General features: G+C 39.9%; 20 protein-coding genes. 6 read left to right on the top strand and 14 right to left on the bottom strand.

Annotated features, from left to right (window positions below; translation table 11 throughout):
- Positions 1 to 21: 21 nt before the first annotated feature.
- From QNI29_RS10770 to QNI29_RS10760, 3 genes are read right to left on the bottom strand one after another with little or no spacing between them, the layout of a single operon-like run.
- Positions 22 to 849, bottom strand: a complete 828-nt coding sequence (locus tag QNI29_RS10770; RefSeq protein ID WP_231416485.1) for a carbohydrate ABC transporter permease — start codon at positions 847 to 849, stop codon at positions 22 to 24.
- A gap of 23 nt (positions 850 to 872) precedes the next feature.
- Complete coding sequence (locus tag QNI29_RS10765; protein ID WP_231416484.1) at positions 873 to 1817, bottom strand: carbohydrate ABC transporter permease; 945 nt, start codon at positions 1815 to 1817, stop codon at positions 873 to 875.
- Positions 1818 to 1847: 30 nt separating this feature from the next.
- Positions 1848 to 3185, bottom strand: a complete 1338-nt coding sequence (locus QNI29_RS10760) for an ABC transporter substrate-binding protein (RefSeq protein WP_231416483.1) — start codon at positions 3183 to 3185, stop codon at positions 1848 to 1850.
- Positions 3186 to 3328: 143 nt separating this feature from the next.
- Here QNI29_RS10760 and QNI29_RS10755 point away from each other — a divergent pair, with 143 nt between their 5' ends.
- Entirely contained in the window at positions 3329 to 5137 is a 1809-nt protein-coding gene (locus QNI29_RS10755) for a sensor histidine kinase (RefSeq protein ID WP_231416482.1), read from the top strand.
- 9 nt (positions 5138 to 5146) lie between these two features.
- Positions 5147 to 6202 carry a response regulator transcription factor gene (locus tag QNI29_RS10750; protein WP_231416481.1) on the top strand — a complete coding sequence of 352 codons (1056 nt, stop codon included), beginning with the start codon at positions 5147 to 5149 and terminating at the stop codon, positions 6200 to 6202.
- Between the two features lie 37 nt (positions 6203 to 6239).
- Here QNI29_RS10750 and QNI29_RS10745 read toward each other — a convergent pair whose 3' ends face one another.
- The 6 genes from QNI29_RS10745 to QNI29_RS10720 form a co-directional block, all read right to left on the bottom strand.
- A complete protein-coding gene (locus QNI29_RS10745; protein ID WP_231416480.1) occupies positions 6240 to 9020 on the bottom strand; it encodes a CBM96 family carbohydrate-binding protein in 2781 nt (926 codons plus the stop codon).
- A gap of 111 nt (positions 9021 to 9131) precedes the next feature.
- The gene (locus QNI29_RS10740) at positions 9132 to 11153 is read right to left on the bottom strand and encodes an alginate lyase family protein (RefSeq protein ID WP_231416479.1); all 2022 of its coding nucleotides are present in this window, start codon (positions 11151 to 11153) and stop codon (positions 9132 to 9134) included.
- A gap of 4 nt (positions 11154 to 11157) precedes the next feature.
- Positions 11158 to 12231, bottom strand: coding sequence for a dihydrodipicolinate synthase family protein (locus QNI29_RS10735; RefSeq protein ID WP_231416478.1), 1074 nt, complete (start codon positions 12229 to 12231; stop codon positions 11158 to 11160).
- Positions 12232 to 13248, bottom strand: a complete 1017-nt coding sequence (locus QNI29_RS10730; RefSeq protein ID WP_231416477.1) for an NAD-dependent epimerase/dehydratase family protein — start codon at positions 13246 to 13248, stop codon at positions 12232 to 12234.
- Between the two features lie 459 nt (positions 13249 to 13707).
- On the bottom strand, positions 13708 to 14262 hold the full coding sequence (locus tag QNI29_RS10725; RefSeq protein ID WP_231417564.1) for a sugar O-acetyltransferase: 555 nt from the start codon (positions 14260 to 14262) through the stop codon (positions 13708 to 13710).
- A 65-nt stretch (positions 14263 to 14327) separates the two neighbouring features.
- Complete coding sequence (locus tag QNI29_RS10720) at positions 14328 to 15458, bottom strand: glycosyltransferase family 4 protein (protein ID WP_231416476.1); 1131 nt, start codon at positions 15456 to 15458, stop codon at positions 14328 to 14330.
- A 406-nt stretch (positions 15459 to 15864) separates the two neighbouring features.
- Between QNI29_RS10720 and QNI29_RS10715 the strand changes: the two genes are divergently transcribed.
- From QNI29_RS10715 to QNI29_RS10700, 4 genes are all read left to right on the top strand, one after another.
- Positions 15865 to 16635: an ABC transporter ATP-binding protein gene (locus QNI29_RS10715; protein WP_231416475.1), complete on the top strand. Its 771-nt coding sequence runs from the start codon at positions 15865 to 15867 to the stop codon at positions 16633 to 16635.
- On the top strand, positions 16632 to 17384 hold the full coding sequence (locus QNI29_RS10710; protein ID WP_231416474.1) for an ABC transporter permease: 753 nt from the start codon (positions 16632 to 16634) through the stop codon (positions 17382 to 17384). Before QNI29_RS10715 ends, QNI29_RS10710 begins: the two co-directional genes overlap by 4 nt.
- A gap of 21 nt (positions 17385 to 17405) precedes the next feature.
- The gene (locus tag QNI29_RS10705; protein WP_231416473.1) at positions 17406 to 18398 is read left to right on the top strand and encodes an ABC transporter substrate-binding protein; all 993 of its coding nucleotides are present in this window, start codon (positions 17406 to 17408) and stop codon (positions 18396 to 18398) included.
- Positions 18399 to 18549: 151 nt separating this feature from the next.
- Complete coding sequence (locus QNI29_RS10700; RefSeq protein ID WP_231416472.1) at positions 18550 to 18930, top strand: PadR family transcriptional regulator; 381 nt, start codon at positions 18550 to 18552, stop codon at positions 18928 to 18930.
- 56 nt (positions 18931 to 18986) lie between these two features.
- On the opposite strand, the gene QNI29_RS10695 is transcribed toward QNI29_RS10700, so the two are convergent.
- The 5 genes from QNI29_RS10695 to QNI29_RS10675 form a co-directional block, all read right to left on the bottom strand.
- A complete protein-coding gene (locus tag QNI29_RS10695) occupies positions 18987 to 19145 on the bottom strand; it encodes a hypothetical protein (protein WP_231416471.1) in 159 nt (52 codons plus the stop codon).
- A gap of 138 nt (positions 19146 to 19283) precedes the next feature.
- Positions 19284 to 20768 (bottom strand): UDP-N-acetylmuramoyl-L-alanyl-D-glutamate--2,6-diaminopimelate ligase, encoded by a 1485-nt coding sequence (locus QNI29_RS10690; protein ID WP_231416470.1) that lies wholly within the window; start codon positions 20766 to 20768, stop codon positions 19284 to 19286.
- 103 nt (positions 20769 to 20871) lie between these two features.
- Positions 20872 to 22407 (bottom strand): acyl-CoA carboxylase subunit beta, encoded by a 1536-nt coding sequence (locus QNI29_RS10685; protein WP_231416469.1) that lies wholly within the window; start codon positions 22405 to 22407, stop codon positions 20872 to 20874.
- 15 nt (positions 22408 to 22422) lie between these two features.
- Entirely contained in the window at positions 22423 to 23205 is a 783-nt protein-coding gene (locus tag QNI29_RS10680) for an enoyl-CoA hydratase (protein WP_231416468.1), read from the bottom strand.
- On the bottom strand, positions 23202 to 24113 hold the full coding sequence (locus QNI29_RS10675; protein ID WP_231416467.1) for a hydroxymethylglutaryl-CoA lyase: 912 nt from the start codon (positions 24111 to 24113) through the stop codon (positions 23202 to 23204). The genes QNI29_RS10680 and QNI29_RS10675 overlap by 4 nt, the downstream gene beginning before the upstream one ends.
- Position 24114 lies beyond the last annotated feature (1 nt).

Here is a 24114-nt window from a genome sequence, read left to right as displayed (position 1 = left end):
CCTCTTCCTTTCCTGCACTTCTTACTTGAGTCCCGAAGAGCTTGCCCCTTTAACAAAGTATTTCTCAGCTAATAAAAACACAATTAGTATAGGTAATAACGACATAAGAGCGGCAGCAACTAAATATTGTTCCTGACCAAACCATGCTCCAGACATGGATAATATACCGATTGGTAACGTGAATTTATCCTCCGATGATAAATAAATGACAGGAGCCATAATCTCATTCCATTTGGTCATAAATGTAAAAATCGTTAAAGTAGCTAATTGTGGCTTGCACATCGGTAAATATACTTTCCAAAATGTTTGAAATGGATTACACCCATCTAATTTAGCTGCCTCATCGTATTCTTTTGGTATCGAAAGAAAAGCTTGCCGCATCAAGAAGACCCCAAAAGGCTGAGCTAACCATTCTAGAATCCACAGAGGAACAAGCGTATCGACGAGTCCCATTTGATTGAAGATCATAAATTGCGGAATGATCATGACAACGGGTGGGATCATGAGTGTTCCTAGAACCATAACAAATAATGAGTTCTTAAAAGGAAAATCTAAACGAGCAAATGCATAAGCGACCATGGAACAAGACAGTAGTGCCCCAGCAACCGAGAGAACGGTTACAATAAGACTGTTCCAGGCATACGTATCCATGGAGGTCATCTTCCACACTTCGATATAATTCTGCCACTGGAATGGATTTGGAATCCACTCCACCGGTATCGCGGTATATTGTTTGTAGGACTTCAATGAATTAAGTGCAGCACTAACAAGCGGAGTCAGCATGATCAAAGAACTAAACAGAATGACTATATAGCTTATGGCTTTTCTCTTTTTGTATCGACTAAACATTATGAACACCCCAACCTTACAGTCTATTTCTCATAATACACCCATTTATTTTGCAACTTTAATTGAATCATTGTAATGCCGAACAAAATGATAAACAGCACCCACGCAATTGCAGAAGCATAGCCCATTTTCAGGAACGAAAATCCTTGCTGGAAAAGATATAGCATAAGAACCATACTGGCGTTATTCGGTCCTCCAGCCGATGTTACATCGCCTAAATGGCTAGTCATAACGTAGATCTGTTCGAAAGATTGAAAGGTTGTTATGGTCGTTAAGACTAAGACTAGAAAAGTGGTCCCTGATATCAAGGGAACGGTTACATGTCTGAATTTCTTCCAGATCCCTGCTCCTTCTATTTCAGCTGCCTCATATAAATCCTCAGGGACATTCTGTAACCCAGCTAAGAAGATGATCATCATATAACCAACGCCTTTCCACACCGCAACAGCTACAAGAACCGGTATAATTAGCGCCTCATCACTCAACCATTGTTGGGGCTTCTCCCCTAACTTTAAAAGGATTGTATTAGCAAGACCGAACCTGGGGTTTAGGATTGCATCTGCAACGTATAGAACAACAGTCCAGGAGCAGATCACAGGGATAAAATGGGCAATTCTAAAAAATTTCAATCCTTTTAAACTCTGATTTAGAGCAACAGCAAGGAGCAAAGCAAGAATCGTTTGTGCAGGGACAAACAAAAGCGTGAAATATAATGTATTCCAAAGAGCTTTGTGGAACACAGGGTCTTGAACAAGGGTAGTATAGTTTTCTATACCAATCCATTCAGGAGGATTCAACATGTCATATTTTGAGAAACTAAAATACAAGGAAGCGACTAAAGGAAATAATAAGAAAACCAAGAACTGAAGAAGGTACGGGGATACCATCAGGAATCCCCATCTCCCTTCTGTTGAAAGCTTTCGTTTACGATCATTCAGATCTTTCTTTTTACGTGCAAGTTTTGGCATATAGGACACACTTTCTTCTATAATTTTTTATTATTTCTTATAAAAATCCTCCAAAACTTTCGTTACTTCTTTGTCAGCTTGTTTTAACGCCTCTTCAACACTTGTTTCATTTAAAAATGCTCGGTTAATGTTATCGTTAAACTTTTGGAGCCACTCTGACCAAACCGCATTTGTATCAAGAGTCCCGGCAAATTCAAAGCTATCTAAAAAGGCTTGCTTGTTAATCTTGTTCTCTCCAGAATTTAAGAATAAATCTGAATTCGCAACGGACTTTTTGACCGGTACCGCTTCCCCTAATTCTGCCCATTCCTTTTGAACATCATCTTCTGTAACCCAGAATTTCACCCATTCCCAGGCAGCTTCTGCTTTCGCATCTGAACTATTGTTATTTACGATCCATGAGTTTGCAATAACAGGAGCAAATCGCTTACCATCAGGACCCTTTGGTAATACAGAGACATCATAATTAATTCCTGTCTCATTCGCTGCTAATACGCGGGCGTAGATTCCAATTCTCATGGCTGCTGTCCCACTAGGGAAAGGAGACATAGGACTTTGGAAACTTTGTAAATCTGAAGGGTCTGTTAAGATTCCTTTTTCCATCCCTTCTACCATCCACTTAACCGCTTCTTCATTCTCAGGAGAGTCTATGACAGAATTCTTTAACTCCTCATCCAATACGCCACCACCGAATGATTTAAGGACAGGCATCCAACCTTCTGTAATATTAAAGAATGTCATTCCGTATTGGTTTACAGCATCCTCATTAAATTTAGAATCCGTCGCACGATTTCCTTCTGCATCAATCGTTAGCTTGGCAGCCGCTTCTTGTAGATCTTCCCACGACCAATCATCATCCGGGTAGTCTACACCTGCTTCATCAAACATATCCTTGTTATAAAAAAGAGCTCCTATCTGAATCCCTTGAGGAACCGCAAAATATTTTCCGTTAGCATCTTTATTAAAGTCGAGTCCATAGTACTCATCTTTGTTTAAATCTCTTTCAATCCATTCTGATACATCTTTAGCCGCTCCTCGCTCTGCATACTTTGATACAAGCACGCCATCTGATAACCAAACATCAGGAGCGTTATTCCCAGCAATCTGTGTGTCTAATTTCTGAAAGAACTGCGAATAAGGAGCGTTCTGTGTTTTCACTTTTATATTTGGATGTTTCTCTTCAAATTGATCAATAAGCTCTTCCATTTTCTCATCAGCACTTCCTGAAGAATAATAGCCTAATGTGATTTCTACCTTTTCATCTGAATCTTTACCGTCTGAACTAGACTCATTACTGCAACCTACAAGTCCTAAAGTTAAAACCATAGAAAATAAAAGAAATAGGCCAAGCTTACATGAACGATTCATTCTGTATCCCCCTTTTTTGTTAACGCTTACACTATCATCATAGTCTTAGTCCTCTCTAATCAGAATGGGCATTGATTTGATTTGTTGTGTTTTTTTCAACGACTTAAGAAATGAGTAAATCATACGTAAAGGATGAATTGCCTTTGAAAAATCTCTTCCATAAGAGGTCGATTCAAACGAAATTGCTATGGGTCATTATCGTCTTTGTCTGCACACCTTTACTTGTCTTTGGTTACGTTTGGTATAACAAAACAACTAGCACGATAGAAGACAATTCCGTAAGGTCCAGTCAACAATTGCTTAAACAAACAAAAGAATATCTTTCCTTTTACTTAGCAGATTTAAAGAAAGCCACCACTCCGCTTCTGACCAACGCTTCTATTCAAAATTACTTGAAGTCAAACAAAGAGCCTCATACACGTTTTGATCAGTATGTGGAAACAAAGAAGGTTCAAGAAGAAGCACTTGGACAAATTATTAAAGGTCGTTCTGATGTTTTCGGAATGTCGTTAGTCAGTAGGAATGGGGATCAAGAACATAACTATACAAATGTGAAACAATTTATTGATATGAAGCGGATTGAGAAGAGAAATAAAGAGTTATGGAGAACAAAAGAACAATATAAAAGCTACGAAATGTTAGGACTTGAGTTCTATCAATCTACCCCTACTCTGACAGTTGTCCAAAAAATATATGACCAAAATACGTACGATACGATTGGTTTACTTGTGATTGACCTTCACCTTAATCAAACCGCTTCAATTCTAAATGAAATTACAAACGATCATTTTGATCAAATTTGGTTAGTCGATGAAGACCACAACATTCTCTACAATCCTGATTCGAAAGAGTTAGGAGAAACGTTTACCTATGATCTAACATCCAAGCAGCCATTTATAATTAATAAAAATCAGCCGAAAACATTAATGGTGTATGAACCCCTAAAGGATCCGAACTGGACGATTGTGGCAAGCGTCCCTCTAGAAACTACGATGAGTCACCTGATGGATCTCAGAAACTACACTATTTGGATTGGCCTAGCACTAGTAGGTCTCGCCATCCTTTTTGTTGGAGGTTTTTCCTTTACGTTAACCTATTCCCTGAAGCACCTTCAGATCCTCATGAGACAAGTTTCTGCAGGGCAATTTCCAAAGCAAGAACCACGTCCCTTAGCTTTGTATCACCATGATGAGATTAGTGAGTTATATACTAGTTTTTACAAGATGACTGAAAAGCTCTCAGCCCTCATTCAAGAGATTCGCCTTTCTAAACTAAAAGAACAAGAGTTATTACTTAAGACAAAAGAAGCTGAGCTACAAGCGATGCAATCTCAAATTAACCCTCACTTCTTATACAACACGCTAGAAATTATTAATTCTTACGCCATTATTGAGGACCAGATGGAGATTAGCCGTATGACGACCTCTCTTGCTGATATGTTTCGGTATAACGTAAGCAACACGAAGAAAGTAGTCTCTCTTCGGGAAGAACTACAACATATAAAAGCCTATTTCAATATTCAATTGGAGCGTTTTGAGGACTTAGAGGTTTATATAGATGTAGATGATTCACTTACTTCTGACATTCAAACCTCCCGTTTAACCCTTCAACCTCTCATTGAGAATGCTTTCTTACATGGCTATGAAGAGCATGCACTAGAACCGACCTTTATAGGAATTACAGGAGCTAAGACCCACGAGGGATATCTTTTAGCGATTGAAGACCATGGTAGAGGAATGTCACCAGAAATCTTGGATATCTATAACACTGCGTTCACTCACCATAAAGAGCCTTCTCTTGAATATAGGACAACGAGAAGAATTGGAATGATGAATGTGCATAAAAGGATCGTCACAGAATTTGGTCATCCATATGGTTTGTTCATACACAAATCTGATTCAACTGGCACTGTTGTTACCATTCACTTGCCTTATCTCACAAATGAACAGTAAGGAGGCGTGATGATGTATAAGGTGTTAATAGTAGATGATGAGAAATTAATTAAAAGAAGCCTATCAGCCTTACTTAAAAAACATAGCACTGGATTTCAACTTGTCGGAGAAGCCAAAGACGGTGAGGAAGCGCTCGAGCTTGTTCAAATGCACCATCCTCACCTAATTATCACAGACATTCGAATGCCTAAACTAAACGGGTTAGACTTTATTCAAAAAGCTAGATCCTTAAATCAGCAGATCAAATTTATGATCTTATCAGGGTATGATGAATTCACCTATGCCCAACAAGCTCTCAGGTATGGGGTGAATGACTTTCTTTTAAAACCGATAAAACCTGAACTATTTCTAACCGCCTTAGAAACTGTCCGTAATGAAATCGAACTAGAATCCCCTTCAAAGGCAGAACGGCAAGAGCAGCTCAGTTTCATCACGTTAACAGCAGAAGATATTAGTCATCTTATATGGATGCTTGAAGAACAAGAACTCGTTAGCAAAGTTAAAGAAACTCATGCCTACCTACTGCAAAAACATACAACACAGCTTACTATGAAGGGCTTCTATGAAGACCTTGTTACTTATGTATCAAGTACGCTTGAGAAACGGGTGAAAGAGATGAAAAATGTCATCATTCCTGAAATAACGTTCCCATACGGATCTGATGAGCTTCATAATCGTTTCCTAACGTACTGCCAGGAATGGATGATTCTTTTAAAACAGGTAAGGAACATTGGCCATAAGACTACAATTCTGAATGGTGTTGACTATATAAACACTCATTTTGCTGACCATGCTCTGACCCTTCAGAAGGTGGCAACCATTGTGGGGATGTCCCCTTCTTATTTCAGCATGGAATTTAAGAAGGAAATGGGAGAGAGCTATAAATGCTATGTAACAAAACTTCGTATAGAGAAAGCGAAGACTTTATTAAAGAATCCTCTGTCCAAAAGTTATGATATAGCGGAGTCTGTTGGTTATGGGGATTACCCTCACTTTACGAAAACATTTAAAAAGTCTACAGGGTATACCCCTACGCAGTTCAGGAAGCGTTTTGGAATCGATTAAAAAGGTTGCCTCTACTATTTTGAGGCAACCTTTTTTTCTAACGATGAAATTCAAGCGAAGGGGCATAAGTATTTTCTTTACTGTGTATCGGCACAAGACGGTCTGAGCGTTGATCATCTGATAGTCGAAACGTTGCCGAGTCAACATCTGCAAAACCCTGTCCCCATTCGGTTAGGTCAAATTGGTACCACCCTTTACCTGATACAAGTACCCCCCCTAAATATTCAAACTGGTCAGCATCTGGTCGTGTATTCCACGTCAAATCTTCTTCGTTCCACTCTTGATTAACAGCACCATAAATCGAAATCGGAACAGAAGAAACCTGAGAATCCCCAACATCACGATCCACATAAAATTTCAGAATTAAACTATTAGCATCTGAAAGAAAGGCTTTTTCCTCTTTAAACTGAATGAGAGATTGACGATTGTAATTCAGAATGGATTCTTCCACCCCTTTTACTTCTAAAAGACGTTCATTCCCATAGTTATTATCCCCGTAAGAATCACTTCGAATATAGGTATCTTGTTTAGGGATGAATATATCATAAGACCAAGTTGTTACTAATTGTGTCGGAGAATCCAAAGAGGAAGCCCAATAATAACCGTCAGCGGTAATCGCATTGATTTTAAATCCGATCTTGCCATTCTCGCTCGGCAACATTTCTGACGAAAACGTAATAGTACCCTCTTCATCAGTCTTTCCGCTTACCACTTTACCGCTCATATATTCATACCTTCCGCTGATAGTCGCTACAATAGGATCAGCAGTGCTTGAATCGATTACAGTTAGATTCATGTGCCCTTTCCCATCTGAATACGAGATGGAGGCTTCCTTGATTGCTAATGGCTTTAGTGAAGTTGTAGACGTGGTAGCAGAGGTCACAGAAGATATAGGGCCTTGATTTCCATTTACATCAACCGCTGCTACTTTGTAATAATACGTTGTATCTGAGAGTAAGCCTTTATCGACAAAGGAAAGACCTCTGCTAGTCCCGGCTATGAAGTTATCCCCTGGTGTAAAATCCCGGGTTTTACCACGGTAAACCCTATAATGTTCAATCTCTGAGTTATCATAGGCTCTTCCATAATCTATCACGATGGATTGATAGCTCTCAGCAGTAGCATTCGGCTGTCGTTCGACTTCTGAAGGAGCTTCTGTATCTGGTGGAGCCTTCCATAATACTCCATATTCACTCCATTCTGAAGGTAATTCCCTTATGGTGTCATAATGATGTAGGGCGATTCCACCATAAGAAGAATAGCCATTCATAGCCTCTGATACTTTCGTAAGTTCTTCCTCCATATAGGTGCGTCCTTCTTCTCTAAATGTTATAAGTTCTGGGTCCCCTCCATCTGCAATATCTTTCGTCTCAGCACCAATGACAACGGAATAAGGCTTATGAATCGACTCCGCATACTCCATTTCACCACGTGCCTTCTCAATCATTCCATTTGACCCTTCTGCAAAATCACGATAATCCATAATGGATATATAATCGAGCAAATCTTGAATATGCTGTGATAACCATTTGGTCTCTTCCTTTCCTTTTTCCAAACGAGGACCCCAGGTAATATTCTCAGCATAGGGCGAAGAATCATACCAGTTTGGTATAGCTGCCCCAATAAATAGACTAGAATCAGCAGATTGCTTTATGTGCATTATTTTTTCTAATAGATCTAAATATTGAATCTGTAATGACGGAGCTTCTGTTTTAAACTCTGAGGCAATATAAGGTTCGATATCTATATTGATCCCATCAAATTGTTCATCCTGATTAGATGCAAGGTTATAGTTAATAATGGTTTCTACCTCTCTTATGGCTGTATTGTGATACTGTTCAAAAGCTCCGAAATGAGGTGGTTTGGTTCCACCTGCTATAAGCGCATGAACGGCAAATCCTTGTTTATGGGCCCAAGAGACAAAGTCACGAACCCGCTCTCGTTCATCCTCAAGCATATCGATCCCATAATAGCGATCTACTCCTAAATAGAGAGTTGTTATAGCATCCTGGTTAAAAGTAGAAGTATCTTTAGCGAAGGCTTCCAATACGTGGCGTGATCCTTCGTTGTAAATTAAGTTGTACGAAGCATTTTCCCAGATCCACATGGCTCGATCTTGCTTCTCGACTTTAGTGTAAACCAATCGCCCATTCCCGGTTCTCGGATATACCGTACGACTCACTCCAGTATTCCCCTCTGAATCCACTGCTTTTGCTTCTATGCTGTACGTAAGATCTCTTTCAGAAGGAAGGGTTAGATGATAAGAATAAACGCCATTTTGCTTTTTGGTCGGGAGCCATTCTTCTCCATTCACTCTGATTGAAACGGCTTCTATATTATTTTTTCCTGAAGCATCAACTGTTACTTTTGTGTTCTTGGTTAGAGTAGTATCCGATTGAGGAGTTAAGATCGATACTGTAGGTAGGTTAGCCTTTTTATTATCAACTGAAAGCATAAGCGGCTCCGACCATGCTGAATATCTCGTCATCGTACTGGTTCCTTTTACAACGATTTCGATATCCCCATCAAGAGTAGTTGTATCAAGATCATAGAACCATTCACCTTTTTCAGTTGACTCAGGCAACATTTCGGCCTTGTATTCCCCCATACCATTAATGATTACATCGAGGTCTGAGACTTGTGTATAAGACCCTATAATCCTCGTTACCCCTATAGGAATAACATCGCCATTTTGGTGTGAAGTAATCGTAATTGTAGATTGAGCATACCCACTTTGAGGAATAACACATAAGAAGATTATAAAAAGGACAAAATGGACGAGCAATACAATCAGTCTTCGCGGCACCCAATTTCCCATAACTTAACCACCTTCTTCTTTTTTTAGAATATAAAGAACCATACATTCACCACCTTTATGATGAATGTATGGTTTATAAATGGGTAATAGACTGACCGTAATACGTCCTTATTACACTTTAACAATCCACTTCCTCTTACCTACTTCCTCTTCTTTTACTAAAAGCACCTCGCCTGTCATATGTTCATTTCCAAACTGAAAGCTATTCGGGCCTGAATGGGAGATAAGGGCGTAATGAGTATCTTCTTCGACTTTGATTTCTAAAGCTGTGACATCTGCCTTTTTAAAAGGTTCTCCAAACGTATTTCGCACTTCAATTTCTTTGAAAAATATATTAAGAGGTTGAGAGTATTTATATGGAATAAATACGGTGATCATACGTGTTGTGCCTGAACCAATGGCTTCAAATACTAGTTTTGTAGACGGTTGTTTTTCATTATAGTGACGGGAGATCCAGCAAGCTTCTTCCGTTAAATTAGCTCCCGTAAGTGATTGAATCATGAGTCCGGATAAATTCTCGGTTTTACATATAGCTTTTGAGTGTTCCGTTTCTGTCTGAATCGTTAATTTTTCGCTTAGATGAAAATGCTGAGCAAAATGATGTTGCTTGTTAGAATGAAATTCATCCACAACGATCCAATAATAAGGTTTAACAAACAATACCTTTCTCATAACCTGGACAGGATCTGCTAATGTTCTATACCCATCATGACCGCATTGAACGTAGTCAAAGTCTTCACAACTCTTCCAATATGATTGGGTAGGCCTAGCGATCCGGCCCCATTCCCATGAGTCTATATATTCCGATATGGATGTATGGTCAACGATGGTTGTATTATGTTGGATTGATTCTTTAAAATACCTTCTCTCCCGCCCCTCCATATAGGTGTACCTCCCAGTATCAACCAGCATATCCTCACCAAACACACTCATTTCAAGATGCAAGAAATCATCATGACCATGAGCTTGTATGATATCCATATGCCCTCCATCGAACAAACAATAATGACTATCCCTTGACCATCCCGTTCTCATGATCGAATAGCCACTTTGCGGTAAATGAATAGAAGCTTTCGAAGGAGGGTGAGATTTGAGTTTTTGGAAAGCTGAGATCCCTTCGCCCCCATAATACCAAGCACTCTCAAAATCTAGTTGACGGTAAGACTGATGCTTGAGGTCACCTCGCTGAAAGAATACCGCTCCGCGACCTAACAGATCACGTATATCCGTATGGTCACTATCACTTATCATGGGTTGATGTCCTGAAGGTTTAACTATGGATAAAGATGCCTGAAATAGTTGTTCAAGCGACTTTTCACAGATAGAAGGTAAAGAAACATCATTCAACTTAGCTAACAAAAGGGGTTCAAATAGACAATGAAGAACTTCATGGTGATACATAGGACTTTGCTCATTGTGCATACCATCTTCAAAGATTTGCAACTGACACATGTTAGCTAATCGTTCAGAAGCCAAGTTGAGCCACTTCTTTGCTTCAGGAAACTCCGGAAACAATAAAGCAATTTGAAACAGCCCATTAGTTTCTAAAAAACCCCAGTTACTCTGAGCATCGTGTGCGGTATATGCCATACTTAAATAGGTTCCATGCAGGTAAACCGCTTCTTTAAATTGATGATTATCTTCAGTCGTCCACTGCGCCGATTCCTTAATACAATGGTAACCTTTCAGCCAGTTAGTGATGCGTATACCGCTGTCGAGTTTACGCCACGTATCCTTAACATTGAAGGCACGTATTTTACTTTCATAGATTTCATCTACTGATAATGGGTTTTGTGAGATCCAATCATCCAACAGCGCCTTATATGCCGTTACGTATTTCTCATCGCCTGTTAACCAGTAGGACTGCCCTAACTCAGCCATGAAGCGGCTTCGATTTAAGTTAACTGTCCATTCGAAGTCACCTTGAAATCTATAAGTCCAATCGACCTTGTCAGGAAAAGAAACCGGTGTCTCGCATCGCTCCATATCCCATCGATGAGTAAAGATAAAGGTTTGATTACACGCAAGATCTGAACGTTGAATGACCTCTTTCGTTTCTTCTGGCCATCTTGTTTGGCAGAAGGTTATTATTTCCTCACGATCGTCCTCCTCATAAAAAAACCTCTTTTTCAACAGATCACCTCCTTTGCTGATTAGATAGCCACTCTTGTAAATGCTCTTGAACAAAACCATCATCTGTAAGATGTGAATATTCCCTATAAATACGGTCAATTTGCTCGAATTGGTTCGGACTTAGCACATCGTGATCACGTAAACACGTATTCTCTGAAAGCAATCCTTGCCTTCTTAAGACTTCGTTTATACCTGCAATACAACCCTTAAATTGATGAGCAACATCAAATAAAGCAGCATTGCTATCTGTAACTTGAGAAGCGGTTGTCAGCATAGATTCTGGGATAACCGACCGTTCTCGAATTTGTTTGATCTCTTCAAACAATTGGACCGCTTTTGAGGTCCATACGGCCCAATGACCTAACAAACCACCCACAATTCTTTTCTCCACTAATTCTCCTTCAACCGTAAATTTGTAATTGGTAAGTAAATCGACTACAATATTGTCATCATTTCCTGTATAAAGGGCAATTTCTTGACGTCTCTTGGAATGACAAACGGCTCTTATAACATCTATAGTCTGATAACGATTGAAAGGAGCCATCTTAATGGCACAAACCCCCTCTATATCAGCAAATTGCTCCCAAAACCCATAAGAAAATATCCTTCCGCCTACAGAGGATTGAAGATAAAACCCACAGACAGGAATGACTTCTGCAATAGCTCTGATCCTTACTAGATGTTCCTCTTCTGTTAAATCGAGGCCTCCCATACTGACAAGCCCTATATCATAACCTAGTTCTTTCGCGAACGTTGCTTCCTTAAGGGCTTGACTCGTTTGGCCACAAATTCCTGCAATCTTCAAAAAAGGCCGCTTCAGATTTCTATACTCGACTTGTTCTTTAGCTAATGTTAGAACTCTTTCATACAAATTAAATTCAGGACATCGTATTTCAAACTGCGTAGTATGAACCCCTACTGCGATACCACCTGCACCGCTATCAATATAATAATTGGTTAACGCTCGTTGCCTGACTTCATCTAGTTTTTTCTGTTTTGATAAAGCTAGAGGATGTGCTGGTATAACCGTGCCACTTTGCAACAATGCCCACTGTTCCTTCGTAAATCGTTCATCCACTTAATATTTCCCCTCCCTCTCTTGAAAGTGTGTAGGTTTATCAATAACTTCCCCATTATGCAAAATCCACTCGGCTGTCCATTCAATCATTTCAAGCATCGTTACCTGCGGATAACCAAACCACTTATGAGCTTTAGACGCATTACTTAACAAAGCAGTGTCTTGCTCCTGCCCTGTAAAAATAGGAGTTACGTTAAACATGGTGCCGAATTGCTCTGCAACCCAGCGAATTGACAGGGTTTCTGGACCAGTGACATTTAAGACCTCAGGTGGTGTGCTGCAATAAAGCAATGACCTAATCGCCATTTCATTCGCATCGCCTTGCCAGATCACATTGACGTGCCCCATTGTAATGTCAATTGGTTTCCCTTCTTTAACCGCTTTCGCAATCTCAAGAAGCACGCCATAACGGAGGTCAATAGCATAATTAAGACGAAAATGAAGTTGAGGGATATTATACTTATAGGAGTAATAGCTCCATATCCTCTCTCGACCAAGACAAGATTGAGCATACTCTCCCACAGGGCCCGTTGAATCTTCTTCTGTTGCCCCTCCCTCCTTAACAGATGAGAAGGGATACACATTCCCCGTAGAAAAAGACACAATACGAGAATCTTTAAATTTCTCTGCAATTCGACCAGGCAAATAAGCATTCATAGCCCAGGTGAAATGTTCGTGGCCGGTTGTACCAAACTTATGACCAACCATGTAAATAATATTTTTCACATTAGGCAACTGATCGAGTTGACGTTCGTCTAAAAGGTCTGCTGCAATTGTCTCTATACCACATGCTTCAAGCTCCTGTTGAAGGGATCCTTTAGTAAAACGAGATACCGCATAAATTTTTTTCGGATGAGGAAGCTGATCCACGGCATTTTTAGCAAGCTTCGCAAGTGTAGGACCCATTTTCCCTCCTACACCGAGTATCATAATGTCGCCATTTATTCGAGAGAGGTCTTTCACTAACTTCTCCGATGGCGCGCACATTTTCTGTTCTAAATCAAAAATGGTTCTCACTGTCTACCTGCCCCCTTCTCAATGAAAGTTGTACTTACCCCTATCCTATGAGAAGCCGGGCATAGGAACTATGTCTTTAATAGGACCTTAAATTCGCCTTTTGATATTGCGAACAAATGTTCTTATTGGTGGTTATAAGCATTTTCTTCATTAATGTATAAATAAGATATTTTTTCTTTCTATCTTACATAATTGCTTTACTAAACTCGGTCTCACTCTTCTTATAGTTGAATTTTTATACAAAAAATACGTATTTAATGAGCTTTTTATCGGGGTCTCCATTCATTTATTGTTTTAATTATGCAAAAACACCCATTTTTCCCCCATGTTCATTTTTATACTTATAAAGGGTTATTTTTACTCTGCATTTTCGTTTCCTCATAAACGTAAAAAAGCAGATCAAGGAAGAGAACGAGTCTTCTCCTTTGATCTGCTTTTTATATCACGTCATTTTTCTATCTATAAATGCTTGATAACTCTTGCTGGATTTCCCCCAATAACTACATTATCAGGCACATCTTTTGTCACAACAGCGCCAGACCCGATGACTACATTATGATCGATTGTAACGCCTGGATTAATAATAGCATTCGCTCCAACCCATACGTTATCCTTTATTGTAACAGGCATCCCGTATTCAAGCCCCGCATTTCGTTTTATTGGATCTAGGGGATGGGTAGCAGTGAGAATTCTGACACCAGGAGCTAATAAACAGTTCTTCCCTATGGTTATAGGACAGACATCTAAAATAATACAGTCAAAATTTGCGTAAAAATCTTCACCGACATAAATGTTGTAGCCATAATCACACCTAAATGTAGGTTCTATGTAAATATTCTCTCCTGTAGAACCGAAGAGCGCTCTTAATAAGCTCGTACGTCTTTCAGGTTCTACTTCTGTTGACTGATTAAATAACCTCGTTAACTCTCTCGCATTCAAGCGATCCTTCATTAATTCTTCATCACTTGCATCATATAAATCTCCCGCAAGCATCTTTTGCTTCTCTGACAACAACATCGTGATCCCCCCACTTTTAGTAAAATGGAGAGCCTTCATTAAGAAGACTCTCCATTATCCTTTCAATTCGCTTGTTTCATTTTAACAGCACCTAAAACTTGCTCGTAATATTCTAACAATTGTTCAGATGGCTTTGTCCAGCTGAATTTCTCAGCTTCTTTACGGGCATTCTCCCGAAGTTGTTGCATAAGCTCGACATCCTCTAGCTTCTCCACAGCTTCAATTAAGCTATCGGTGTCTTCATTTTCAAATAAGAGTCCAGTACGTCCATCTTCTACTTGTTCCATTGTCGGACCGCTCTTAGCAGCAATTACAGGTAAGCCTGAAGCCATTGCTTCGAGAATAACTAACCCTAGTGTTTCTGTGACAGATGGGAAGATAAAGGCATCTGCTGAGGCAAAAGCCTGATTCAGCTCGTCACCGTGCAAGAAGCCTGTGAAAAGCGCCGTTGTGCCTTCAAATGTTTTCTCAACCTGTTCACGGGCTGGCCCATCCCCTACAATAGCTAACCTTACGTCATCCCGTTGTTCGAGAAGTGGCTTTAGCTTATGAATCTCTTTCTCTGCAGCAAGTCTTCCAACGAACACGAGTAACTTCTTGTGGGGTTCGCCACCTGTGAGACGGTTTCTCATTTCCTGACTGTAATGATCAGGCGAGTAACGGTCCACGGCAACGCCTCTTTTCCAGACATGGACATTATGAAACCCTTCTTCATCTAACTCATCTTTTACAGCTTGTGACGTACAAAGGTTTAGGTCTGCCTGATTATGAAGACGTTTGAAATGCCACCATAAAAGAGGTTTAAATGCATACAGTTTATAGTAATCCAGATATTTTGGTACGTGTGTATGGTAGGAGGCTAACAACGGAATGTTTAATTCCTTCGCATATTTCACCCCTGATACCCCCACTAGAGCAGGATTTACCACATGAACGATGTCTGGATTATGTTTTTGCAGTAACGTTTTAACGACTTTATTTGGCAAGGAGAAAGGACGATACTTATAGAACGGAAGAGTCGTTGTCTTCACACCTTCGACGATAGCCCCCTCATATTCATAAACCCCTAAATCAGGAGCAATGACAACAACTTCATGCTGCTGATTTCTTAGGTATTTAATAGCTTCTTTAAGCCTAGTTACCACTCCATCCGTGGAAGGTAAAAAGGTTTCTGTTACAATTGCGATTTTCACGCTGGCATACTCCTTTATTTCTCAGTTAAGTTTTAAGTTTTCCATAACCTATACGTTTTACTCTTATGTACTACTATATAAGACCAAGGTTCCCGGTCTCCAAGTTCTTTTTATCATACCAGTAATCTAACGAACTTTTCACTCATGAGCCCTTAAAGTTCTGTTAAAACGATGTAAGTAATATAAATGGGCTGTAAATTAGATAGACTTTTGCCGCACATATTGTACCATATTTCGTGCAATTTCACAGTTCACAACTAGTGATTTCTCTACACTTATCATTTCAGAAAACAGAAACATTTCATAATATTCTTAAATAGGTTGACACGTTTTTCCACGGGACCGTATAATATAACGCATATAATTCCGATTAATCTTATAAGAATTAAAGAAAAGGGCTGAGCAAATGTACTTAGAACTCAATCATGTATCAAAATCATTTCCGCACGAAGAAAATGGAAGCTGGGAGGTATTCTCTGATATCAATTTATCCATCGAAGAGCACAACTTTGTTTCGATTCTTGGTCCTTCCGGTTGTGGGAAGTCAACCCTTCTTTCCATGGTAGCTGGTCTTGAGTCGATTACAGACGGCTCCATCCTATTAGATCAGCAACCGGTCTCTAAGCCAGGCCCTGATCGTGGTATGGTTTTTCAGCAACCCGCCTTATTTCCATGGTTAAATGTGTTGGAAAATGTAAAGTTCTCTTTGAAACACCTATCAAAAAAAGAACAGACTGAAACAGCTAAGAAATATTTGCAAATGGTGCATCTTAGTCGTTTTACACAAGCTTATCCTCATGAGCTTTCAGGAGGAATGCAGCAAAGAGTAGCTATCGCGAGAGCTCTGGCGATGGATCCTAAGGTTTTGCTTATGGATGAACCATTCGGGGCGCTAGATGAGCAAACCAGACACATATTGCACGATGAATTGCTAAGAATCTGGTCTGAAGATCAAAAGACGATCCTGTTTGTGACTCACTCGATCTCTGAAGCTATAAAATTGTCAGACCGTATCATTGTAATGGGAACACGTCCAGGTCGTATTATAGAAGACCTTTCTGTAGATCTCCAACGCCCAAGAGAACGGGCCAATCCAGACGTAATTAAGTTAGAACAACACGTAATGGGATTATTAGAAGGTGAAATTAACAAAGTTTTAAAGGAAGAATTACAATGAAAATATTTTTAAAACGGCTTTTATTTCTAGTAGCGGTAGTCGCCTTGTGGCAAGGTGTTTATTCATCGGGGGTCTTTCCTGATATTGCATTTCCACCTCCCATTGATGTGTACTTTGCATTAATTGAAGGATTTAAGGATGGATCATTAACGAAAGCTTTATTAGCAAGTTTCAAACATTTATTATACGGATTGCCTGTCAGCATCATCCTTGGAACAGCGATTGGAGTTTTGCTTGCTAAATCCAAACAGGCGGATGAGACAGCAGGCATGTACTTAATTGCATTACAAAGTATTCCAAGTATTGCATGGGTTCCCTTGTCATTATTACTGTTTGGATTTAATGAAATGGCTGTCATTTTTGTTGTTGTCATAGGCGGGATTTTTGTGATGGCACTAAATACAAGAACCGCTCTCCGAAACGTACCTTCTTCTTTTAAAAAAGCAGCGAGGACGATGGGGGTCAATGGTTTAGAACTATTCTTTAAAGTCGAGATTCCAGCGTCTGTTCCCCATTTTATGACGGGGATTCGTCTCGCATGGGCATTTAGCTGGCGTGCTCTCATGGCTGGTGAGTTGTTAAGCAATGGACCTGGACTTGGGTACTCGCTGACGTATGCATTTGACTTTGCAAGAGTTGACGTCGTAATGGCGATCATTCTGATTATAGGGATTATTGGTTCCACAGTGGATCATTTAGTCTTCTCTAAACTAGAGAAATCCGTTATGAAGCGATGGGGACTTTTATAAAAATTTTAAGGGGTGGAGAACATGAAGAAACGTTTATCGGTATTCATAATTGCATTACTTGCGGTCGTCTTAACGGCTTGTGGAAGTAAATCAACATCAGGCTCGACACCAGAAGAAATCGTGATTGGCTACTTTCCTAACATAAATCACGTTGCGGGTATGGTAGCCGAAGAGAAAGATTTTTATGAAGAAACATTACCAGATGGGACTGAGGTAAGCTATAAATACTTCCCGGACGGATCAAGTTTTATGACAGCCATTGAAACAGGTGAAATTCATGGAGGCCTTGTTGGACCAGGACCTGCTATGAATCACTTCACCAATGGAGCGGATATTAATATTGTAGCTGCTGGTTCTACAGGCGGTACTGTTATAATGGCTCGTAAAGACTCAGGTATAAACTCTCCAGAAGATATTCAAGGAAAGACTTTCATATCTCCTCGCGTTGGTTGTACTCATGACGTTCAGTTTGAAACATTAATGATGAGAGAGTTCGGCATGAAGTCAGATCGTCTTAATGGGGACATGAAACATGTTACAGGTAAACCTGCCACATATGCCCAACAATTTGCAAATGGCAAAGTCGATGTAGCAACCGTACCAGAACCTTGGGCCTCTTACATTGAAGAAGAAGGTTATGGAAAAGTATTAATTGATACGAAAAATGTAGCGTATGGGGAAACCCTCCCAGCTGCTGTATTTGTTACATCTGGGGAACTGGTTAAAGATAACAAGGAATTGGTTCAAAAATTAGTAGATGGACATAAAAAAGCAACAGAATATATACAAGATAATCCGGACGAATCCAAAACGATTGCGATTAATAAGATAAAAGAAATTACTGAACAAGAATTGTCTCGCACAGTGATCGATAGCGCTTGGGAACGCATCACTTTCACGTATGATATCAACCCAGATTATCTGCAAGCATTCGCAAACTCTTCTTATGATCTGGAATTCTTAAAAGAACAGCCAGACCTAGAAGGATTAGTTGATAAAAGTTTTATAGAGTAATGAAAAAACCTTGGGAACTGCAGAGTTGTTCTCAAGGTTTTTTGTTACACTTTTTGAATATTCTGAGTTACTACTAAGTATAAAATATGGTATACTAGTATTGTAGATGTTGGTAACAAACTTATTTTCTACCAAAAGGGGTGTCGTTTGGATGTCACACAAAAATAATCCAAAGAAGTTTGCTCTTAATATGTCTGCCGCTCAGTTTACTAAGTTTTATATTTTGCATTTGTTACACAAACGGACGTCTCTGATTAGCGAGCATTTTAAAGAAGAGTTTAGTAAGTTAACAGGTAACTGGCAGCCAGCTCCATCTACTTTGCTTGATACGCTTCACGATATGACAGAAGAAGGATTGTTACAGCGGCGTGAAGATTACAAATCCCTGGAGAAGAAACGACAAAAAGTATACTGGTACCGTGTTACGGAACAAGGATCTGAAGAATTCGAAGTCATGAAAAAACATTATAAAATCCTATTTGATGAGCAAATCCATATTTTAAAACGTATTATGAATGAAGTTTATCAATAATAAAAACCGCTTCCCTTAAGGGAAGCGGTTTTTATTATTGGCTATGATTCACCGTTCTATTTTACTTTTTGATCAAATTGATTCTGCTCCTCATGGTGAGTGGTGCGAAGGAAAGCAACAAAGCATAACGCAGCTATAATGGACCCCATTACTAACAATATGGTTCCCGTAATGGGAGGTTGTTGAAAAGGAAGTAGCTCTGTTACGTCAACCATGAACAAATGCAATTCCTGCGGAGTTCCAATATTTCTTCCGGAGGTTTGAAAAAAGTCAATTCCCTTTAGTAAGAGATACAATCCTAAAAACAATCCACAACCAAAAACGATACGTCGTTTCACTGGACTTGTTATGACTTACCCCTCCTTGATCGGTGATGTGTGCTGATTCATAAACTTCTCAACTACATCAAAATCATTAAACACGACCTTTGATCCATCTACTTCCTGAAAATCTTCATTTCCCCGGCCTGCTATCAGAATGATATCTCTCGGTTCGGCCATACGGAGCGCCCTGTGTATGGCTTCTTCTCGATCTTCTATAATTTCATAGTCTCCCGGGGCTTTCATTCCTTCTTCTACTTCAGCTACGATCCTAGAGGGATCTTCTGAGCGAGGGTTATCTGAGGTGATTATCACATAATCACTCCACCTAGAAGCAATCTCACCCATGACAGCTCTTTTTCCTCTATCGCGTTCTCCTCCACAACCAAAAACAACAAATACATTTCCCTTTTTAATAGGAGATAAATTTAATAAGACCTTCTCCAATTTTTCAGGGGTATTGGCATGGTCAACCATTACGGTAAATCCCTCAGGGGAATGGATGGTTTGCAGGCGTCCGTCTGGTCTTCTCACATGTTTTAATGCCTCTACAATGTCATCAATCTCTAGACCTAAATGGAGAGAACAGCTAATGGCTGCTAAGGTATTTGATACTGTGAAAGCCCCTTTTATTGGTACGTATACTTCATTTTGGAATTCTTTATGTGTAAGTTGAAACGTTACTCCGTTTTCATTATCTTTAATATGGGTAGCAACTAAGTCTGCCTCTTTATTATTGATTCCGTAGGTTTCATAGCACCCGTTAGTAGCCGCAATAAACTCAGATATATACGGGTCATCAGCATTCAAGATCGAATAAGGGCACATCGGGAATAAGGAAAGCTTACTTTCTTTATAATCATCAAATGCCCCCTGATCCTCAAGATGGTCTTCTGATAAATTTGTAAAAATCCCAACATCAAATTGACATTCTAATACTCGTTTATTCTTCAGCCCTAGTGAAGAGACCTCCATAATAACATCTGTCACACTTTGATCGCGCATGGCTGCAAAAGATGCTTGCAGGTCTACTGTTTCCGGTGTTGTAGGAGTTGTACGGTACGCGTTCATCTCCGTATTGTTAATACGGTCCCCAAGCGTTCCGACAGTCCCTACTTTTCTTCCTGAATGTTGTAAGATCGACGAAATCAGATGGGATACAGATGTTTTCCCACTTGTTCCTGTCACCCCTACTAAACGAAAGCTTTGGGATGGATGACTATAGAATTGACTGGCGATAACAGGAAGTACATTTCTTGTATTCTCAACCTGAATCACTGTCATATCCTTAGGAACAAATTCAAGACCAACTTGTTTTTGAATAATAATGGCGACAGCACCCTTCATAACAGCTTGGGCAATATAGTCGTGTCCGTCTCGTTTTGTTCCTTCAAGACAGATAAACAAGGAATCTTGCTGGATTAAACCTGAATGATAGGCAACAGATTCAATGGTTACGTGAACATCCCCTTGTAGAATTTTGTAGTCAACGTTGTTTAATATTGTTTGTAATTCCATTTATAGAACCTCCATAAGGGTCAGTTTTAATCATGTCAGAAGAGTCCCTGATGTGCTTGTCAATTCTATCGTCATTTCAATATTTAGCGCAATAAAGAAGTGCTTAAACCGGATATACGCCATGCTTTCGCTCAGTAAACTGTAAACGTTTCGTTTCATAGGAAGAGAAACGTGTAATTAGTTCTGCTCGTAATCGATTAGGATCTACAATATCATCAACTACCATTTCAGAACCAAGGCGATAAATATCAATATTCTCTTTATATTCTTCTTGTTTTTCTTTTATGAATTGAGGACGTTCTTCTTCTGATAACTCTGCTATCTTATTCGCATATACAGCATTAACTGCTGCTTCTGGTCCCATAACAGCAATTTGAGCACTTGGAAGAGCTAGACAACAGTCTGGTTCGAAAGCAGGACCAGCCATAGCATATAAACCTGCACCATAAGCTTTTCGAACAATAACTGAGATTTTAGGTACCGTTGCTTCGCTCATAGCCGAAATCATTTTCGCCCCGTGACGAATGATCCCTGCTTTTTCTACGCGGGTGCCTATCATAAACCCTGGAATATCCGCCAAGAATAATAGTGAGATATGGAAGGCATCGCATAGATTAATAAATTTAGCGGCCTTATCTGCTGAGTCGTGAAACAACACGCCGCCTTTCATACGCGGCTGGTTCGCTATAATACCAACCGGTTTTCCATTCATCCGGGCTAGTCCAGTAATCAGTTCCCTTGCGAATAACTTCTTAATCTCACAAAACGAATCTTCATCAATCAAGTGATCAATTAATGTATACATATCAAATGGAGCGTTTTGGTTTTCTGGTATCAATTCTTTGATAGTTTGATCATGAGGTTTAACAGGTAGCGGTTCCTTTGATGGCGCAGCGGTTCTGAAATTTTGTGGGAAGTAGCTTAAATAATTTCGCGCATAATCGATCGCTTCTTGTTCACTTTTAGCTAATACATCCCCGCATCCAGATTCAGAACAATGCATCTTAGCCCCACCCATTTCTTCGAGGCTCACTTTTTCACCAATCACTTTCTCAGCCATTCGTGGTGAACCTAAATACATAGATGCATTCCCTTCTACCATCACCACAATGTCACAAAAAGCAGGAATATATGCGCCCCCTGCAGCAGATGGACCGAAGAGTAAACAAACTTGAGGCACACGTCCTGAAAGTTTTACCTGATTATAAAAGATTCTCCCTGCTCCACGTCTGCCTGGAAACATTTCAACTTGATCGGTAATTCTTGCGCCAGCTGAATCAACGAGATAAAGCATAGGGACTTCGAGCTTTTCCGCTGTTTCCTGAATACGAATAATTTTCTCAACTGTCCGAGCTCCCCAAGAACCAGCTTTTACCGTTGAATCATTTGCCATTACACAAACGGTCTCACCGTTAATTTTCCCTAAACCTGTAACCACACCGTCTGCCGGAAGAGATCCGTCTTGACAATTCGCAAAGAAAGCATCTTCTATATCCATTCCGTCATCAAATAATAACTCCAATCGCTCTCGAACAAATAGCTTTCCTTTTTCGGCATTTTTTTGATGGTACTTTTCAAGACCACCTTTTTTTATGCCATCGACTTTGTCTTGAAATGTCTGATCATATTTTGTTGTCATATAGATCCTCCTTTTTTATTTGCCTCTATAATTTGGGGAACGTTTCTCCCTGAAAGCATTTAATCCTTCCATTCGGTCCTCAGTCGGAATGGTTTGCTTGTAGCACAGGGACTCGATAGATAGACCAGTATCCTTATCTGTATTTATCCCTAAATCAATCGCTCGCTTAGCTTCTTTAAGGGCAATCGGGGCATTACTTGCGATTCTTCTCGCAAGCTCTCTCGTTTCTTCCTCTAATTTAGCAAAAGGAACAACTCTCTCAGCCATACCTATTTGACCAGCTTCTACAGAAGAAATCCGACGAGCGCTAAAAATTAATTCCTTAGCCTTTCCAACTCCTATTAAGCGAGGCAGGCGTTGAGTACCTCCCGCTCCTGGTATAATACCTAGTGATGTTTCGGTTAAGCCCATTTTGGTATCATCCCTTACGAATCGTATATCACAAGCGAGCGCTAGTTCTAAGCCACCTCCGAAAGCAACACCATTTATAGAAGCAATCGTTGGAATTTCAAGAGATTCAAATTCTTTAATGCATCGTCCTATTTTATGTACGGTTTCGACCACTTGTTGATCATTCATACCTCGTCTTTCTTTTAAATCCGCTCCCGCACAAAAGGCCTTGTCCCCGCTTCCTTTCACAATGACACATCTTACTTCACTTGATTTTTTTATTTCATTCAAACATTGTAAGAAATCATCCATCAATTCATGAGAGAATGCATTAGCAGCCTCCGGTCTGTCTAAGGTAATTTCATACACGTAATCTTCCACTACTTGTAAGACTACTGATTTCTTCAAGCATGAATCCCTCCACTTCTGACCAGTTGCATATGATGACTTGGCAAAGGACGGTCCACAACACCCTGAATCCACTCCCCAGATTTCAGGAGCTTATGAAGGTCAATTCCTGTATGAATGCCCATTTCTTCGAGCATGTATAATAGATCATCTGTAGCCAGATTACCTGAAGCTCCCTTGGCATAAGGACAACCTCCAAGACCACCAAGAGAACTATCAAACGTTGTAAAGCCTAATTGCAATGCCGTTAGAACGTTAGCTAAGGCAGTCCCCCTTGTATTATGAAAATGCAGGGCTAACTGGTCTTTTGAGAAGTGTTGACTTAACGAAGTAAGCACTTGTTCTACTTGGAGAGGGTTTGCTACTCCGATTGTATCTCCAATCGAGCATTCATCGATCCCCATTTCAAATAATCTCTGGCATACAGATAAGACTTGATCTACTTCTACGTTGCCATCATAAGGACAACCAAATGCTGTGGATACATATGCTCTTACTGTTTTCCCTTCTTCTTTCGCCGTTTGAACCACAGGTGAGAGGACAGGATAAGTTTCAGAAATAGATTTATTAATATTCTTACGATTATGCGCTTCAGAAGCGGACATGAAAATAGAGACTTCATCAATATCCGCTTCTAGCGCTCGCTCTAACCCTTTCTCATTAGGTACCAGAGCTGCATATGTTACTCCTTCTTTTCGATTAATTCGTTTAGCTACGTCTACTGCATCACCAAGTTGCGGAATCCATTTTGGGTGAACAAAGGAAGTAATTTCTACATAAGAAAGGCCTGTTTCTGACAATTGATTAATCCACTCAATCTTCTCCACAGTTGAGACATGTTCTTTTTCGTTTTGCAACCCGTCTCTAGGTCCAACTTCTTTAACTTTTACTTCATTTGGTAAATTCATT

This window comes from Pontibacillus chungwhensis, from assembly GCF_030166655.1.
Taxonomy (GTDB): Bacteria; Bacillota; Bacilli; order Bacillales; family BH030062; genus Pontibacillus.
Note: the sequence above shows the minus strand (reverse complement) of the source record. Positions and strands in the feature narration are given on the sequence as shown.

Coding starts and splice junctions, on each gene's coding strand:
- QNI29_RS10745 (WP_231416480.1), bottom strand. CDS start 9,020: ATGGGAAATTGGGTGCCGCGAAGACTGATTGTATTGCTCGTCCATTTT.
- QNI29_RS10765 (WP_231416484.1), bottom strand. CDS start 1,817: ATGCCAAAACTTGCACGTAAAAAGAAAGATCTGAATGATCGTAAACGA.
- QNI29_RS10695 (WP_231416471.1), bottom strand. CDS start 19,145: ATGGTTGACGTAACAGAGCTACTTCCTTTTCAACAACCTCCCATTACG.
- QNI29_RS10715 (WP_231416475.1), top strand. CDS start 15,865: ATGTACTTAGAACTCAATCATGTATCAAAATCATTTCCGCACGAAGAA.
- QNI29_RS10675 (WP_231416467.1), bottom strand. CDS start 24,113: ATGAATTTACCAAATGAAGTAAAAGTTAAAGAAGTTGGACCTAGAGAC.
- QNI29_RS10700 (WP_231416472.1), top strand. CDS start 18,550: ATGTCACACAAAAATAATCCAAAGAAGTTTGCTCTTAATATGTCTGCC.
- QNI29_RS10685 (WP_231416469.1), bottom strand. CDS start 22,407: ATGACAACAAAATATGATCAGACATTTCAAGACAAAGTCGATGGCATA.
- QNI29_RS10770 (WP_231416485.1), bottom strand. CDS start 849: ATGTTTAGTCGATACAAAAAGAGAAAAGCCATAAGCTATATAGTCATT.
- QNI29_RS10750 (WP_231416481.1), top strand. CDS start 5,147: ATGATGTATAAGGTGTTAATAGTAGATGATGAGAAATTAATTAAAAGA.
- QNI29_RS10710 (WP_231416474.1), top strand. CDS start 16,632: ATGAAAATATTTTTAAAACGGCTTTTATTTCTAGTAGCGGTAGTCGCC.
- QNI29_RS10760 (WP_231416483.1), bottom strand. CDS start 3,185: ATGAATCGTTCATGTAAGCTTGGCCTATTTCTTTTATTTTCTATGGTT.
- QNI29_RS10705 (WP_231416473.1), top strand. CDS start 17,406: ATGAAGAAACGTTTATCGGTATTCATAATTGCATTACTTGCGGTCGTC.
- QNI29_RS10690 (WP_231416470.1), bottom strand. CDS start 20,768: ATGGAATTACAAACAATATTAAACAACGTTGACTACAAAATTCTACAA.